Origin of the sequence: Comamonas resistens (assembly GCF_030064165.1) — a bacterium.
Classification (GTDB): Bacteria; Pseudomonadota; Gammaproteobacteria; order Burkholderiales; family Burkholderiaceae_C; genus Comamonas; species Comamonas resistens.
In genome coordinates this window covers 4,674,265-4,689,600 of the sequence record NZ_CP125947.1, presented here as the reverse complement: position 1 = coordinate 4,689,600, position 15,336 = coordinate 4,674,265, and the positions used below count along the sequence as shown (strand labels likewise).

General features: G+C 63.3%; 13 protein-coding genes. 8 read left to right on the top strand and 5 right to left on the bottom strand.

Features of this window, described 5'->3' with window-relative positions; genetic code table 11:
- Positions 1-78 precede the first annotated feature (78 nt).
- Positions 79-687, top strand: coding sequence for an SIS domain-containing protein (locus QMY55_RS21765; RefSeq protein WP_283486191.1), 609 nt, complete (start codon positions 79-81; stop codon positions 685-687).
- Positions 684-1,337 carry a BON domain-containing protein gene (locus tag QMY55_RS21760; protein ID WP_283486190.1) on the top strand — a complete coding sequence of 218 codons (654 nt, stop codon included), beginning with the start codon at positions 684-686 and terminating at the stop codon, positions 1,335-1,337. Before QMY55_RS21765 ends, QMY55_RS21760 begins: the two co-directional genes overlap by 4 nt.
- A gap of 154 nt (positions 1,338-1,491) precedes the next feature.
- Here QMY55_RS21760 and QMY55_RS21755 read toward each other — a convergent pair whose 3' ends face one another.
- The 3 genes from QMY55_RS21755 to QMY55_RS21745 form a co-directional block, all read right to left on the bottom strand.
- Positions 1,492-2,397, bottom strand: coding sequence for an NAD(P)-dependent oxidoreductase (locus tag QMY55_RS21755; RefSeq protein ID WP_283486189.1), 906 nt, complete (start codon positions 2,395-2,397; stop codon positions 1,492-1,494).
- A gap of 121 nt (positions 2,398-2,518) precedes the next feature.
- Complete coding sequence (locus tag QMY55_RS21750) at positions 2,519-3,655, bottom strand: PilT/PilU family type 4a pilus ATPase (RefSeq protein ID WP_283486188.1); 1,137 nt, start codon at positions 3,653-3,655, stop codon at positions 2,519-2,521.
- A gap of 127 nt (positions 3,656-3,782) precedes the next feature.
- Positions 3,783-4,826 (bottom strand): type IV pilus twitching motility protein PilT, encoded by a 1,044-nt coding sequence (locus tag QMY55_RS21745; protein ID WP_283486187.1) that lies wholly within the window; start codon positions 4,824-4,826, stop codon positions 3,783-3,785.
- 37 nt (positions 4,827-4,863) lie between these two features.
- Here QMY55_RS21745 and QMY55_RS21740 point away from each other — a divergent pair, with 37 nt between their 5' ends.
- Positions 4,864-5,595 carry a YggS family pyridoxal phosphate-dependent enzyme gene (locus QMY55_RS21740; protein ID WP_283486186.1) on the top strand — a complete coding sequence of 244 codons (732 nt, stop codon included), beginning with the start codon at positions 4,864-4,866 and terminating at the stop codon, positions 5,593-5,595.
- 144 nt (positions 5,596-5,739) lie between these two features.
- Here the strand turns inward: QMY55_RS21740 and QMY55_RS21735 are convergent, their stop codons facing one another.
- Both QMY55_RS21735 and QMY55_RS21730 read right to left on the bottom strand, forming a co-directional pair.
- Positions 5,740-6,987, bottom strand: coding sequence for a branched-chain amino acid ABC transporter substrate-binding protein (locus QMY55_RS21735; RefSeq protein ID WP_283486185.1), 1,248 nt, complete (start codon positions 6,985-6,987; stop codon positions 5,740-5,742).
- Between the two features lie 42 nt (positions 6,988-7,029).
- Positions 7,030-7,785, bottom strand: a complete 756-nt coding sequence (locus tag QMY55_RS21730) for a TetR/AcrR family transcriptional regulator (RefSeq protein ID WP_283486184.1) — start codon at positions 7,783-7,785, stop codon at positions 7,030-7,032.
- 165 nt (positions 7,786-7,950) lie between these two features.
- On the opposite strand from QMY55_RS21730, the gene QMY55_RS21725 reads away from it, so the two are divergent.
- From QMY55_RS21725 to QMY55_RS21705, 5 genes are all read left to right on the top strand, one after another.
- Entirely contained in the window at positions 7,951-9,549 is a 1,599-nt protein-coding gene (locus tag QMY55_RS21725; protein ID WP_283486183.1) for an AMP-binding protein, read from the top strand.
- Positions 9,550-9,706: 157 nt separating this feature from the next.
- Entirely contained in the window at positions 9,707-13,000 is a 3,294-nt protein-coding gene (locus tag QMY55_RS21720; RefSeq protein ID WP_283486182.1) for an acetyl-CoA carboxylase family protein, read from the top strand.
- Positions 13,001-13,208: 208 nt separating this feature from the next.
- A complete protein-coding gene (locus QMY55_RS21715) occupies positions 13,209-14,339 on the top strand; it encodes an aminotransferase class V-fold PLP-dependent enzyme (RefSeq protein WP_283486181.1) in 1,131 nt (376 codons plus the stop codon).
- 41 nt (positions 14,340-14,380) lie between these two features.
- Positions 14,381-14,854 carry a hypothetical protein gene (locus tag QMY55_RS21710; protein WP_283486180.1) on the top strand — a complete coding sequence of 158 codons (474 nt, stop codon included), beginning with the start codon at positions 14,381-14,383 and terminating at the stop codon, positions 14,852-14,854.
- Positions 14,855-14,914: 60 nt separating this feature from the next.
- Complete coding sequence (locus QMY55_RS21705; protein WP_283486179.1) at positions 14,915-15,325, top strand: FKBP-type peptidyl-prolyl cis-trans isomerase; 411 nt, start codon at positions 14,915-14,917, stop codon at positions 15,323-15,325.
- Positions 15,326-15,336 lie beyond the last annotated feature (11 nt).

The following is a 15,336-nucleotide window of genomic DNA, read 5'->3' as shown; positions in this document are numbered from 1 at the left end:
ATGTTGGCTGCAACATAGATGCGCAAATAACTCTTAGCTACCAAAGAGATAACAGCACGCAGGTATCATCGGGCCTCCATGCTAGAGCAACGAATTCAACAGCATTTCATCGACAGTGCCGACCTGAAGTATCAGGCCGCCCAGGCGCTGAGCCAACCCATCGCTTCCGCTGTGCAGGCCATGCTGGCCTGTGTCACCGGTGGCGGCAAGGTGCTGGCTTGCGGCGCCGGCGTTTCGGCCAGCGATGCCCAATTATTTGCATCCCTGTGCGTCACAGGTTTCGAGCGCGATCGTCCCGAACTGGCGGCTCTGGCCCTGAGCTCGGATGGCGGTCTGCTGGGAACCGTGGGCGCCACGGGGTCCGGTGGCAACGCCACGCAATATCTGGCACGGCAGATTCGGGCACTGGGCCAGCCCGGTGACCTGCTTTTGCTGATGTCCGTCAGCGGCAACGATGTGGTGATGCAGGAAGCCCTGGAAGCCGCCCATGAGCGCGACATGATGGCCGTGGTGCTGACAGGGCGCACCGGCGGCAATCTGGCGGCTCATGTGCGCGAGACCGATGTGCTGATCTGCGTGCCTCATGACCGTGCAGCGCGCGTGCGCGAGACCCATACCCTGATTCTTCACTGTCTGGCGGACGGTGTGGATTCGCAATTGCTTGGTGACCAGGAGATGCCTTTATGAAATTGCAGTGGACCCGCGCGGCATGTGCCGCATTGACCGTGGTGGCCTTGGGCGGAGCGCTCAGCGGCTGTATCGCCCTGGTGGGCGGTGGTGCTGCCGTGGCAGGTATGTCGGCCGTGGACAGGCGCACCACAGGCACACAGGTGGAAGACCAGGGCATAGAACTGCGCGCAGGCAACCGCATTGCCGAGGTCATGGGTGATAAGGCGCGCGCCAGTGCGACCAGTTACAACCGTGTGGTGCTGCTGACCGGCCAGGCGGGCAATGCCACTGACAAGGCGACCATTGAAAAGCTGGTGCGCGAGCAACCCACGGTACGCAATGTCTATAACGAGATCGAGGTGGCGCCCTTCACCGCGACCCTGGGCCAGCGCTCCAAGGACACGATGATCACCGGCCAGGTCAAGGCCAGCCTGGTCAATGCCAAGGATATTTCCGCCTCGGCCATCAAGGTGGTGACCGAAAACAATGTGGTCTATCTGATGGGCATCGTCACACCACGTGAGTCCAAGCGCGCGGCCGAGGTTGCGCGTGGCGTCAACGATGTATCCAAGGTGGTGCGTCTGTTCGAGGTGATTTCGGAGGATGAGCTTTCCAATATGTCTCCCCAGCCCGCCCCCGTGGTCGAGGACCGCTCCAGCATGAACTGAAGCGAAGTCTGTGAATGCAAAAAAGCCGGACAAGAGTCCGGCTTTTTTCATCGCCAGGCCGCCCAAGATGAAAACGCCGGGGCTGCCTGGCCCCTTCAGGAGGGGCAGCGAATCACCCGAAATGGGGCGCGTAAGGGCACCAGGGTCTGCAGGCTTAGCGCAGGCGCTGAATCAGGCTTGATGTGTCCCAGCGGTTGCCGCCCATGGCCTGCACATCGGCATAGAACTGGTCCACCAGCGCCGTCACGGGCAGGCGGGCTCCGTTGCGTTGCGCTTCCTCCAGCACCAGGTTCAGGTCCTTGCGCATCCAGTCGACCGCAAAACCGAAATCGAACTTGCCCACCGCCATGGTCTTGCCGCGGTTGTCCAGTTGCCAGCTCTGGGCTGCGCCCTTGCCGATGACATCCAGCACCTTGTTGACATCCAGATCGGCGCGCAGGCCGAAGGCGATGGCTTCGGACAGAGCCTGAACCAGACCTGCAACGCAGATCTGGTTGACCATCTTGGTCAGCTGGCCGCTGCCGCTGGGACCCATATGGGTAAAGGCGCGAGAGAAGGCTGCAGCCACTGGCGCGGCCTGTTCGAACACGGCTTCATCGCCACCGCACATCACCGTGAGCTGACCGTTGACGGCCCCGGCCTCGCCGCCAGAAACCGGCGCATCGATAAAGTGCAGACCACGCTGCAGGGCCTGCACGTACAGCTCACGGGCAATCTGGGCCGAGGCCGTGGTGTGGTCCACAAGGATGGCCCCGGATTCCATGCCTGCCAGGGCGCCGTTTTCGCCTTCGACAACGGCGCGCAGGTCGTCATCATTGCCAACACAGCAAAACACCATGCGAGCGCCCTGTACGGCTTCGCGTGGCGTTGCTGCATGGCGGCCACCGAATTGCTGGGCCCACTGCTCGGCTTTGGCCGCTGTGCGGTTGTAGACCGTGACCTGATGGCCTGCGGCTGCCAGATGTGCGGCCATGGGCGCACCCATGACACCGAGGCCCAGAAAGGCCACGGGCGTGGAGGCGCAAGGCTCGTAGCTGCGGGGGGCGATGGTGGCAGTCATGAAAATCCTCGAATGCTTGATGGTTGAAGTTGCACGCCACTGGCGTGGCGCATGCCAGGGCTGCCAGCAAGGGCCTGGACGTCCCTGCCGCCCAGCTGCAAAGGCTGGAGCCCCCAGGGGGCTAAACGATCGTCAGATGCTCGGTACCAGCAGCCAGATCCTGGGTGCGGGCGCGCTGGCTGTTGAGCTTGATCTGCAGGCGCAGGTCATTGACCGAGTCGGCATTGCGCAGCGCATCCTCATAGGTGATGAGATTGGACTCGAAGAGGTCGAACAGCGCCTGGTCAAAGGTCTGCATACCGATGTTGCGGCTCTTCTTCATGATCTCCTTGATCTCGGCGACTTCGCCCTTGAAGATCAGATCGGCAATCAGGGGGGAGTTCAGCATCACCTCGATGGCGGCCACGCGGCCCTTGGCGTCCTGCTTGGGAATCAGGCGCTGGGAGACGATGGCGCGCAGATTCAGCGACACATCCATCAGCAGCTGGGGGCGGCGCTCTTCGGGGAAGAAGTTGACGATGCGGTCCAGTGCCTGGTTGGCGCTGTTGGCGTGCAGCGTGGCCAGGCACAGGTGCCCGGTTTCGGAGAAGGCAATCGCGTGCTCCATGGTCTCGCGGTCGCGGATTTCGCCCATCAGAATCACGTCGGGCGCCTGGCGCAGCGTGTTCTTGAGCGCGGCTTCCCAGCTGTCCGTATCCAGACCCACCTCGCGTTGCGTGACCACGCAGTTCTTGTGCGGATGCACGAATTCCACGGGGTCTTCCACGGTGATGATGTGGCCGAAGGAATTCTCGTTGCGCCAGTCCACCATGGCGGCCAGAGTGGTCGATTTACCCGAGCCCGTGGCGCCCACCAGGATGCACAGACCACGCTTGGTCATGGTCACTTCCTTGAGGATCTGGGGCACACCCAGGCCGTCGATCGTGGGCAGCGTGGTGGGGATGGTCCGCAGAACCATGCCGACCTTGCCCTGCTGCACAAAGGCATTGACGCGAAAACGCCCCACGCCGGCCGGAGAGATGGCGAAGTTGCACTCCTTGGTGTGCTCGAAGTCGGCCACCTGCTTGTCGCTCATGATGGAACGGGCCAGAGCCAGCGTGTGCAACGGCGACAGCGGCTGGGGCGAGACCTTGGTCACCTTGCCATCGATCTTGATGGCTGGCGGAAACTCCGCCGTGATGAACAGGTCGCTGCCGTTGCGGCTGACCATGAGCTTGAGCAGATCGTTGATGAATTTACTGGCCTGATCGCGTTCCATGATCACTCCTCAAAGACGGTCAAAACTGGCGCAACCCAAGCGAGAGACAGCCAGCAAGGGCCGCCCCGCAGCAAAGGCTGTCGTCCCCCTCAGGGGGAAGCGGCAAAGCCGCTCAGGGGGTAATGGGTTACCCAGGGAAATTTTCGGGAATTTTCGCCTTGGAACGGGCCTCGGCGGCGCTGATGACATTGCGGCGAACCAGGTCGGTCAGGTTCTGGTCCAGCGTCTGCATGCCCATGTTCTGGCTGGTCTGGATGGTGGAGTACATCTGCGCCACCTTGGCCTCGCGAATCAGGTTGCGGATGGCGGGCGTGCCCAGCATGATCTCGTGCGCCGCAACGCGGCCCTGGCCGTCCTTGGTCTTGCACAGCGTCTGCGAGATCACGGCCTGCAGCGACTCGGACAGCATGGCGCGCACCATTTCCTTTTCCTCGGCCGGGAACACGTCGATGATACGGTCGATGGTCTTGGCGGCCGATGAGGTGTGCAGCGTGCCGAACACCAGGTGGCCGGTTTCGGCGGCCGTCATGGCCAGGCGTATGGTTTCCAGGTCGCGCATTTCACCGACCAGAATCGCGTCCGGGTCCTCACGCAGCGCGGACTTCAGCGCCGCGGCGAACGACAGCGTCATGGGGCCGACTTCGCGCTGGTTGATCAGGCATTTCTTGGATTCATGCACGAATTCGATGGGGTCTTCCACCGTCAGAATGTGGCCGTACTCGGTCTCGTTGAGGTAGTTGACCATGGCTGCCAGCGTGGTCGATTTGCCCGAACCCGTGGGGCCGGTTACGAGCACCAGTCCGCGCGGCTTCAGGGCCAGGTCGGAGAAAATCTTGGGGGCGTTGAGCTGCTCCAGCGTCAGAATCTTGCTCGGAATGGTACGGAACACGGCGGCCGCGCCGCGGTTCTGGTTGAAGGCGTTGACACGGAAGCGGGCCAGACCTTCGATCTCGAACGAGAAGTCCACCTCCAGGAATTCTTCGTACTGCTTGCGCTGCGCATCGCTCATGATGTCGTAGACCATGGCGTGCACGGTCTTGTGATCGAGCGGATCGATATTGATGCGGCGCACATCGCCGTGGACGCGGATCATGGGTGGCAGTCCCGCGGACAAATGCAAGTCCGAAGCCTTGTTCTTGACACTGAATGCCAGCAATTGCGTGATGTCCACGGACAGACCTCCCTGTTTTGATACTCTGGCGGCAATTATGACGATGATTGAAAACAATCTGGGGCAGATTCATGCCCGCATGGCTGCGGCTTGCGCTCAGGCAAACCGTCCCGTGACATCGCTGCAACTACTGGCCGTCTCCAAGACCTTTGGTGCCGATGCGGTGCGCGAAGCCGTGCTGGCCGGTCAGCGCAGCTTTGGCGAGAACTATATCCAGGAGGCCGTGGACAAGATCGCTGCCGTGCGCGCCATGGCGCTGCCAGGCGGCGAGGCGCTGCAATGGCATTGCATAGGTCCGATCCAGAGCAACAAGACTCGACTGGTGGCCGAGAACTTCGATTGGGCCCAGACCGTGGACCGGCTTAAGATTGCCGAGCGGCTGTCGGCCCAGCGCCCGGCTGGCATGGCACCGCTCAACGTCTGCATACAGGTCAATGTGGATGGCGGTGCGACCAAGTCCGGTGTGATACCGCAAGACGCGCTGGCGCTGGTCGAAGCCATTGCCAGGCTGCCCCGGCTGATGTTGCGCGGCATCATGAGCATTCCCGATGACACTCCTGATTTTGAAGCGCAATGCGCAGTTCACAAAAAGGCTGCAGCCATTTTTGATGAAATAAAAGCCTGCGGCCTGCCGGGGCTTGAACAGTTCGACACCCTGTCCATGGGCATGACGGGGGACCTGGAAGCCGCCGTGGCGGCGGGCAGCACCATGGTGCGGGTGGGAAGCGGAGTGTTTGGACGGCGTACTTACAGTACGCCAACCCCCTGAGCCGCTACGCGGCTTCCCCCTCTCTCGCTTCGCGGGAGGGGGACGACAGCCTCGCTGCGCGGCGGCGCTTGCTCGCTGTCTCTCGCCTGGTACGCGCCGGTATCAGACCGCAGAGGTCATGCCAAACCGCACAGGAGATTGTGGTTAAGGCCTTTTCATCTGGCATTCGGTCGGCAGTTCGACCTGCTGCGCTGAATAAACGGCATCGGTTCTGAAGCCGTAGTTCGTGCCTTCCCAGCCCGTTTTCACCGTCTTGCCATCCACGGGTGCAATGGCGTTGACCACCTGGGGCAATAACAGCTGATGGTCCTTGGCACGCATCTTCACGGGGCCGAAGATGGTATCCATCTGCATGTCTTCCATGGCCTTGGCGATTTTCACGGGCTCGGTGGACTGTGCCTTGGCCATGGCGGCGGCCAGCATGCGCGGCACCAGGTCCATGCGCGGGGCCAGAAAGTCCTGGTTCATCTTGGCCTTGTATTCCTTGGCGCGGGCATCGGCCAGCGGTCGGTCGGCCTGGCCGGGATGCCATTCGGCGACCCAGGTGACCCGGCCCAACTTGGTCTGGGAGATGGTGGTGACGGTGCCGGGCATGCCGCCCGCGCTATGGTTGAAGTAGCGCAGGTCGTAGCCCGCATCACCTGCAGACTTGAGCAGCAGTGCCAGGTCCTGCCCCCAGTTGCCGGTGATGACCGAGTCCGTACCCAAGTCCTTCATCTTGGCCACATAGGGCGAGAAGTCCTTGATGCGGCCCATGGGGTGCAGGGTTTCGCCGACAAACTGGATATCGGGCCTGGCCTTGCCCATCATGTCACGGCCATAGTGGGCCCATTGCTTGCCGTGGGCATAGTCCTGATTGAGCAAAAAGACTTTTTTGATCTCGGGCTGGGTCTTGATGTAGTTGGCGATCGCCTGCATGCGCATGGCAGTGTTGGCATCGAACATGAAGTGCCAGAAGCTGCAGGACTTGCCGGTCAGCTCGGGGTCTATGGAGCTGTGGTTGAGCACCAGGACCTCCTTGCCCGGATTGCGCTGGTTGTAGCGGGACGCAGCCTGCACCAGCGCCGTCACCACCGATGAGCCCGAGCCGCCCGTGACCACCACGCGTGCGCCCTGGTCGATGGCAGCCTGCAGTGCGCTCTGGCTTTCCTGGGCCGAGAGCTTGCTGTCGAATTGCAGCATCTGCAGCTTGGCGCCGTTGTAGAGGCCGCCTTTGGCATTCACGTCATCAACGGCATAGAGCACATGGTTGCGCATCAGCTCGCCCACATTGGCAAACGGGCCGGAAAGCGGGTCGATGAAGGCGATCTTGAACGGCTCTGCAGTCTGCGCCGAAGCGGCGCCTGCGCATAGCGCAGCGGCCACGGCAATGGTAGAAAAGCGGATGGGCATGGTTTGTCTCCTGGAGGGTGGAATGACTGGGCCTGATGGCTCTTATGTGGTGGATGAGGGGGTGGTGCTTTTTTTCGTGGAATTTTTGCGTGCAGATGGCGGGTTGCCGCGGCGTTTGGCCGGGGTTGGCAAGGCGGCGGGAGTGAGGTTCAAACCCAGCACGCGCGTGGCCAGATCGGTGAGTTCCGCCACCATCTCGGCGGGCCCCAGGCGTCCGCCCGGCTGGTACCAGTTGTAGAGAAAGCCGGGCAGGCTGCAGGCGGCCTGGGCGGTGATGCGCGTCTCACGAAAATGAAAGTGACCGCTGGCCCGCCCTTCTTCGAGCAGCTCGCAGAGCTGCTTGTAGAACTGTTGAGCCACGTTGCGCGAAGCCTTGAGGTAGGCAGGGCTGAAGGCCTGTGGTTCGCGATAGGGGAAAAAGCCCGCAGGGTAGTGCGCAATGGTGGCGGCAATCAGGCGCTGCAGGCCGTCAATCGCTTTTTCATGCGCAGGGCGCGGGTCGTCGGCCGCAAAGTCCAGCACCGTGAAGCAGGCCTCGGTCGGTGCCCAGCACAGGGTCTCGAAAATCTCCTGCTTGTTGCGAAAGTAGTAGTAGACAAAAGGCTTGGTCACGCCCAGCGCCTGCACGATCTGCTCTATGGTCGTGCTGGCATAGCCATAGCGGTCGAACAGCGCTTCGGCGGCCTTGAGAATGCGCTCGCGCTTCTCGTCCGAGCCCGCCGTGGGAAAGCGCTGCCGGCCGCGCGGAGCCACGGGTGGTGGCGGCGTTTTTGAGATCTTTCTGGACGTGGCGGGCATGAGGGTTTTCGTGTGTCGCGTTCGTTATACCGATGGGTAGCAATGTTCTACCAGCGGGTATACATTGGCAAGACACCGAGCCGCGGATTGCCCTAAGGCAATCCCTGAGAAAGACCGCAAAGCGGCGCCAGTGCTCGGTTTTCAAGAGACACCCAGGAGACAACCATGGCTGAATCCGAGACCCTCATTCCCTTGCATGAGGCCTTGCGCCGCAACGCGCGCAACCATCCCGAGCGCGATGCCTATATCTGGTACGGACAGCACATCAGCTGGCGGCAGATGGATGAGGCCAGCGATGCCGTGGCGGCTCGCCTGCAGGCCCTGGGGGTGAAGAAGGGTGAGCCTGTGGCGCTGTTCATGAACAACTGCCCGCAGTACATCGTTGCGCATTACGCGGTGCAGAAGATAGGCGCCATCGTCTGCCCCTGTGGGCCGCTGAACAAGGAGCATGAGCTCGAATACCAGCTCAATGACCTGCAGGCCCGCGTCATCATCGCCGCCGATGTGCTGCTGCCCGTGGTGGACAAGGTGCGCAGCACCACGGCACTCCAGCATGTGCTGGCCGTGCGCTATGCCGACTGGCTGCCCGCGCAACCCACGCTGCAGCTGCCTGCCGAGCTGCTGGCCCCGGTGCAGCCTTTGCCGCAGGGCGTGGAGTCGGTGTGGGACATCATGCACAGCGGCGCCAGGCCCGAGCCCGTGGCAGTCTCCATGGATGACGTGGCGCTCATGACATATACCTCGGGCACCACAGGTCTGCCCAAGGGCGCGATGCTGAGCTTCGGGGCTGCCGCGCACAAGACGGCGGGTGCCTCTGCAGCAACCGGAGTGAACGATCAGGATATGCTGCTGGCCGTGGCGCCGCTCTATCACATTGCCGGCATGTCCATGGGTGTGAACATGCCTGTGCATTCGGGGGCGACCTGCGTGCTGCTGCACCGTTTCGACCCGCTGGCCGTGGCCCAGGCGCTGGAGCGCTATCGCGTGAGCTGGTGGTACAGCATCGCGCCCATGAATGTGGCGCTGATGCAGGTTCCTGGTGTGGAGAAGATGGACTTCAGCGCGCTGCGCCGCAATACCGTCACCAGTTTCGGCATCACCTATACCGAGGATCTGGCGCAGAAATGGCGCCGGTTCGCGCCCAATGCCATCTCCAGCGAAGCGGCCTACGGCCTTTCGGAAACCCACACCATGGACACCTTCATGCCCGGCGATGCCATACGCTGGGGCACACATGGCAAGCCAGTGCCGGGCAATGAGATCCGCGTGATAGACCCGGAAACCGGTGCACCGCTCGCGCCGAACGAAGTGGGTGAAATCATCATTCGCGGCCCCGGCAACTTCAAGGGCTACTGGAACAAGCCCGAAGCCACGGCCAAGACGCTCAAGAACGGCTGGGTCCATACGGGCGACATGGGCAAGTTCGACGAGGACGGCTATCTGACCTTCATCGGTCGCTTCAAGGAAATGATCAAGGTCTCGGGCTACAGCGTCTTCCCCGAGGAGGTGGAAACCATTCTGATCAAGCATCCGGCGGTGGCGCAGGCCGCCGTGATCGGAGTTGCCGATCCGCAAAAGGGCGAGGTCGTGCGCGCCTTCATCGTCTGCAAGAGCGGCCAGAGCGTGGATGCCGATGCGCTGCTGGCCTGGTGCAAGGACAACATGGCCAGCTACAAGGCGCCGCGCGAGCTGCGGTTCATCGACGCGCTGCCCGCCACGGGTGCGGGCAAGGTGCTCAGGCGGTTGCTGAGAGACATTCCATGAGGTTTCAATGAAAAAGGCCTCAAGTCATTGAGTAGCAAGCGCAAGATGCTACTGAAACGATAACAGCTGACGCAAATCAGGCTCAGGCAGGAGCGTCGCCCCCAAGGCAGCAGTCTGCTGGTACATCCTTGTTTGCGTCAGTTCAACGAGAGTTCCCATGTTTGAAAAAGTCCTGATCGCCAACCGTGGCGAAATCGCGGTGCGCATCATCCGCGCGCTGCAGGAGCTGGGTATCGCCAGCCTGGCCGTGTATGCACAAGACGATGCGGCGGCCCTGCATGTCAACGCCGATGAGGCCGTGGCGCTGAATGCCAGCGGCCCGGCGGCCTATCTCGATGGCGCACAGCTGCTGCGGATCGCGCAGGAGCATGGCTGCGACGCTCTGCATCCCGGCTATGGATTTCTCAGCGAGAACGCGGACTTCGCGCGCGCCTGTGCGGCGGCAGGCCTGCGCTTCATCGGTCCCACACCCGAGCAACTGGCTCTGCTGGGTGACAAGGCCAGAGCCCGCGCACTGGCCCAGCAATGTGAGGTACCGCTGATGCCCGGCAGCCAGGAGGCCGTGACGCTGGAGCAGGCCCAGGCCTTCTTCGCGGCGCAGAAAGCCGACGGTGCCAGCGGCATCATGATCAAGGCCATAGGCGGTGGCGGCGGGCGCGGCATGCGCGCCGTGATCGACGCCGCTGAGGTCGCTGCCGCCTATGAGCGCTGCCGCAGCGAGGCCAGAGCCGCGTTTGGTGTGGATGGCGTCTATGTGGAGCGCCTGATGACGGGCGCCCGCCATATCGAGGTGCAGATTCTGGGTGATGGCAGCGAATGGCCGCTCGCGCTGGGCGAGCGTGAATGCACGCTGCAGCGGCGCTTTCAGAAACTGGTGGAAATCGCGCCCAGCCCCAGCCTGCCGCAGCCGCTGCGCGAACGCATCACCAAGGACGCGCTGCGCATGGCGGCCAGGCTGCGCTACGAGAGTCTGGGTACGTTCGAGTTTCTCGTCGACTCGCAGTCGCAGGAACTGCCTTATGTGTTCATCGAGGCCAACCCGCGCCTGCAGGTCGAGCACACGATTACCGAGGAGGTCTTTGGCGTCGATCTGGTGCAGGCTCAGATCCGCATCGCGGCGGGCGAGCATTTTGCCGACCTGGGGCTGGACGTGAACCTGCCGCCCCGGCCGCGCGGCTATGCCATGCAGTGGCGCATCAATGCCGAAACGCTGGATGCGCAAGGCCGGTCACGTCCCGGCAGCGGCCGCATTGCCGAGCTGAGCTGGCCGCAGGGGCCGGGCATTCGTACAGACAGCCATGCCGTGCAAGGCGCAAGCCCATCGCCGCATTACGACAGTCTGTTGGCCAAGCTCATTGTCCATAGCCCTGCCGCACGCTTCGAGGATGTGCTGCGCCGCTCGCAGCGCGCGCTGGGCGAAAGTCATGTGAAGGGGCTGGCCACCAACTTGCCACTGCTGCAGGCGCTGGCCGGCAGGCCCGAAATGCAGGCCCAGGCCGTGCACACACGCTGGCTGGAAGAGGTGCTGCCAGAGCTGGTGGATGCTGCTGAATCAATAGCTACTAGCGCTTGCCATGAAGTGGTTTCAGAGGGGAATAAATCTGAAAAAGCCAACCATTCAGCGCAAGCAGCTCCCGAAAACGCAGTGCTGGCCCCCATGCCCGCGCGCGTCGTGCAGTGGAGCGTGGCCGAGGGCGACAGCGTGCCGCACGGTGCCGAGCTGGGCATTCTCGAGGCCATGAAGATGCAGCATGTGCTGCTGGCCCAGCAGGCCGGCACCGTGGGCCAGCTGCTGGCCGAGCCCGGCAGCTATGTGGTGCAGGACCAGCCGCTGCTGGTGCTGGCGCCGGCCGAGGGCGATGCCGCCCATGCCCGGGCCGAGCAGCAGGCGCAGGACCCGGACCATATCCGCGCCGACCTGCAGCGCGTGAAAGACCGCCACGCCTTCACGCAGGACGCGGCGCGGCCAGAGGCCATGGACAAGCGCCATGCCCAGGGCGGCCGCAGCGCGCGCGAGAACATCGCCGACCTCTGCGATGCGGGCAGCTTCATCGAATACGGTGCGCTGGCGATTGCCGCGCAGACGCGCCGGCGCAGCATGGAAGACCTGGTGGCCAACACGCCGGCTGACGGCATGGTCACGGGCATAGGCTCCATCAATAGCGCGCAGTTCGGCGAGGAGAAGGCGCGCGCCGTGGTCATGGCCTATGACGCCACCGTGCTGGCCGGCACCCAGGGCTCGCGCAACCATGCCAAGACCGACCGCATGCTGGGCATCGCCCTGCAGCAGAAGCTGCCCGTGGTGCTGTTCGCCGAAGGCGGCGGCGGGCGCCCCGGCGACACCGACACGCCCGTGGTCGCAGGCCTGCATGTGCACACCTTCGCGGCCTATGCGGCGCTGTCGGGCCAGGTGCCCGTGGTGGGCATTACCCACGGCCGCTGCTTTGCGGGCAATGCGGCCCTGCTGGGCTGCAGCGACATCATCATCGCCACGCGCGCCAGCACCATAGGCATGGGCGGGCCGGCCATGATCGAGGGCGGCGGCCTGGGCGTTTTCAAGCCCGAGCAGGTGGGTCCCAGCGGCGTGCAGCATGCCAACGGTGTGATCGACATCCTGGTCGAGGACGAGGCCCAGGCCGTGGTGGCGGCCAAGCATTACCTGTCGTTCTTCCAGGGCCGCACGCATGAATGGAATGCGCCCGACCAGCGGCAGCTGCGCCATGTGGTGCCCGAGAACCGCCTGCGCGCCTACGACACGCGCGCGGCCATGGCGCATCTGGTGGATGAGGGCAGCCTGCTCATGTTGCGCACGGGCTTTGGCGCCGGCATCCACACGGCGCTGGCGCGCATCGAGGGCCGGCCTGTGGGGCTGATGGCCAACAATCCCTCGCACCTGGGCGGGGCTATTGATGCCGATGCCGCCGACAAGGCTGCGCGCTTCATGCAGCTGTGCAATGCGCATGGCATTGCCATCGTCAGCCTGGTCGACACGCCCGGCTTCATGGTCGGGCCCGAGGTGGAGAAAACAGGCCAGGTGCGCCATGTCAGCCGCCTGTTCGTCACGGCCGCCAAGCTGCGCGTGCCGTACTTCAGCGTGGTGCTGCGCAAGGGCTACGGCCTGGGCGCCATGGGCATGACGGCGGGCAGCTTCCATGCGCCCATCTTCAACGTGGCCTGGCCCACGGGCGAGTTCGGCGCCATGGGCCTTGAGGGCGCGGTACGCCTGGGCTTCCGCAAGGAGCTCGAAGCCCTGCCCGAGGGGGCTGAGCGCGAGGCGCTGTTCCAGAAGCTGCTGGCCCAGCAGTACGCGCACGGCGAGGCCATGCACATGGCGTCCACGCTGGAGATCGACGCCGTGATCGACCCCGCCGAGACGCGCGCCTGGCTGGTGCGCGGGCTGGCAGGCGCCCGCCTGCGCGATGAACCCACCCGGTTTGTCGATACCTGGTAGCCGCCGCGGCGGATCATGAAACAAGGCCGCAGCCTGGCAAGAGGCAGCGGCCTTGTTTTTTGGCCTATCCCACACGCTCCATGAAGCGCCTGTGGAGGCGGTTTCCAGGCGCCGGACGCCCGCTTTCCCATGCTAAGCTGGAAGTCTTGACTCAATAATCGGCCGCGCCCGGCGCATGGGATGCGGCCCATGTGACTGGAGATAACCCATGCCCGGACTTCTGCCCGATATCGATCCCGATGGCCTGCTCGAGTTTTCGGTGGTCTACACCGACCGAGCGCTCAACCATATGTCCAGGAAATTCGTCGGCGTGATGCAGGACATTCTGGGCACACTCAAGGATGTCTATCACGCCCACACCGCCGTGCTGGTGCCCGGCAGCGGCACCTTCGGCATGGAGGCCGTGGCGCGCCAGTTCGCCAACAGGGAAAAGGTGCTGATCGTGCGCAACGGCTGGTTCAGCTACCGCTGGACCCAGATCTTCGACGAAGGCGCGCTGGGTGGCGGTTCGGTGGTCTGCAAGGCACGCAAGCAGGGTGAGGGCGCCCAGGCTCCCTGGGCCCCATGCCCGGCGGCAGATGTGGCAGAGACCATCCGCATCGAGCGCCCCAAGGTGGTGTTTGCGCCGCATGTGGAAACGGCCAGCGGTATTTTGCTGCCTGATGATTACCTGCGCACCGTGGCGGATGCCGCGCACGAAGTAGGCGCCTTGTTCGTGCTGGACTGCGTGGCCTCGGGGGCCATGTGGGTTGATATGGAGAAAACCGGCGTGGACGTGTTGATCTCCGCACCGCAAAAGGGCTGGAGCAGCTCGCCCTGCTGCGCCATGATCATGCTCTCGCAGCGTGCGCGTGAAGCCATCGAGCACACGCAAAGCTCCAGCTTCTCCTGCGACCTCAAGAAGTGGATGCAGATCGCCGAAGGCTACGAAAAAGGCCAGCATGCTTACCACACCACCTTGCCTACCGACGCACTGCTGCGTCTGCGCGATGTGATGCTGGAGACTCGCGAATACGGCTTTGCCAAGGTGCGCGAGGAACAGATTGCGCTGGGCACCCAGGTGCGCGAGCTGTTGCAGTCGCGGGGCTTTCCCAGTGTGGCGGCCGAGGGCTTCAAGTCGCCGGGTGTGGTGGTCAGCTACACCACCGACGCCGAGATTCAAAGCGGCCGTGCCTTCATCAAGGTGGGGTTGCAGACCGCGTCGGGTGTGCCGCTGCAGTGCGACGAAGGGCCGGATTTCCAGACCTTCCGTCTGGGTCTGTTCGGGCTGGAGAAATGGCATAACGTGGAACGCACCGTTGGCCATTTGCGCAAGGCGCTCGACGATATCGGCGTCTGATGCCGGTGCCGGCAGCGTAGATCGACACACAAGGAGGCTGAATGGCATGGCGTATTTCAAGCTGGTGCGCGGTGGCGCTGCTGGCTGCTGCATCCCTGCAGACCGCGCAGGCCAAGCGTGTTGCTTCACCCGCGCCGGCCTCGTCCGTGCAGGATTCGCTGTGCGAGCGCAGCGTTTCTGCTGCGGATAACTCTGCGAGCGACGGCAACGCGCTGTCGGGCAGCCGTTGGTTGATCAGCTACAAGACGCAGGGGGAGCCTGCGCGCAGCTATGTGTTCAGGCTGTTGCCAGGTGGGCGCATGCTCAATGCGCACCCCAATGACAGAACACCGAACAACGACCGCTGGGAAGGCAAGGGGCGCTATGTGCAGCTGCGCTTCAATGATGACTATGCCGTGTATTCAGGGGTGGTGAATGGCAGCTCCGACCATTTGCAGGGCCACGCGGTGAACACTGCGGGCGATACCTGGGCGTGGAGCGCCAAGCGCTTGGAGCCCTGTGCGGCCGGCAAGTGACATAAACAGGAGAAGAGGCTCGGCTACAGTCTTGAAACTTCTCTTTGTCGTGTCTTGGATATGAAAGCAGCAAGCCGTTTCCTGTTGGCCCTATCGTCTCTTCTTCTGGCTCTGTCCGGGACTGCGGCCGCAGAGGTCCACAGCAACGGGCTGATCTTCGAGAGCCTGGTGCAGGGTACAGGCCCGAGCCCCACGGCTTCGGACGTGATCAAGGTGCATTACCGTGGCTATTTCCCGGACTCAGGCAAGGAGTTCGACAGCTCTTATGCACGCAACCGGCCCATCGAGTTTTCCTTGGGCAGCGTCATTGCCTGCTGGCAGGAAGGCACGCAGCGCATGAAGGTGGGCGGCAAGGCGCGTTTTACCTGCCCGCCGTCCCTGGCCTATGGCACGCGTGGGTCGGGCCGGGTCATACCGCCCAATGCGACCTTGAGCTTTGATGTGGAGCTGCTGGGCATACAAGGCCGTTGATCGATGGTCTG

Excerpts from the sequence above, each read along its gene's own strand:
- QMY55_RS21765 (WP_283486191.1), top strand. The coding sequence starts at position 79 with ATGCTAGAGCAACGAATTCAACAGCATTTCATCGACAGTGCCGACCTG.
- QMY55_RS21760 (WP_283486190.1), top strand. The coding sequence starts at position 684 with ATGAAATTGCAGTGGACCCGCGCGGCATGTGCCGCATTGACCGTGGTG.
- QMY55_RS21755 (WP_283486189.1), bottom strand. The coding sequence starts at position 2,397 with ATGACTGCCACCATCGCCCCCCGCAGCTACGAGCCTTGCGCCTCCACG.
- QMY55_RS21750 (WP_283486188.1), bottom strand. The coding sequence starts at position 3,655 with ATGGAACGCGATCAGGCCAGTAAATTCATCAACGATCTGCTCAAGCTC.
- QMY55_RS21740 (WP_283486186.1), top strand. The coding sequence starts at position 4,864 with ATGACGATGATTGAAAACAATCTGGGGCAGATTCATGCCCGCATGGCT.
- QMY55_RS21735 (WP_283486185.1), bottom strand. The coding sequence starts at position 6,987 with ATGCCCATCCGCTTTTCTACCATTGCCGTGGCCGCTGCGCTATGCGCA.
- QMY55_RS21730 (WP_283486184.1), bottom strand. The coding sequence starts at position 7,785 with ATGCCCGCCACGTCCAGAAAGATCTCAAAAACGCCGCCACCACCCGTG.
- QMY55_RS21725 (WP_283486183.1), top strand. The coding sequence starts at position 7,951 with ATGGCTGAATCCGAGACCCTCATTCCCTTGCATGAGGCCTTGCGCCGC.
- QMY55_RS21720 (WP_283486182.1), top strand. The coding sequence starts at position 9,707 with ATGTTTGAAAAAGTCCTGATCGCCAACCGTGGCGAAATCGCGGTGCGC.
- QMY55_RS21715 (WP_283486181.1), top strand. The coding sequence starts at position 13,209 with ATGCCCGGACTTCTGCCCGATATCGATCCCGATGGCCTGCTCGAGTTT.
- QMY55_RS21710 (WP_283486180.1), top strand. The coding sequence starts at position 14,381 with ATGGCATGGCGTATTTCAAGCTGGTGCGCGGTGGCGCTGCTGGCTGCT.
- QMY55_RS21705 (WP_283486179.1), top strand. The coding sequence starts at position 14,915 with ATGAAAGCAGCAAGCCGTTTCCTGTTGGCCCTATCGTCTCTTCTTCTG.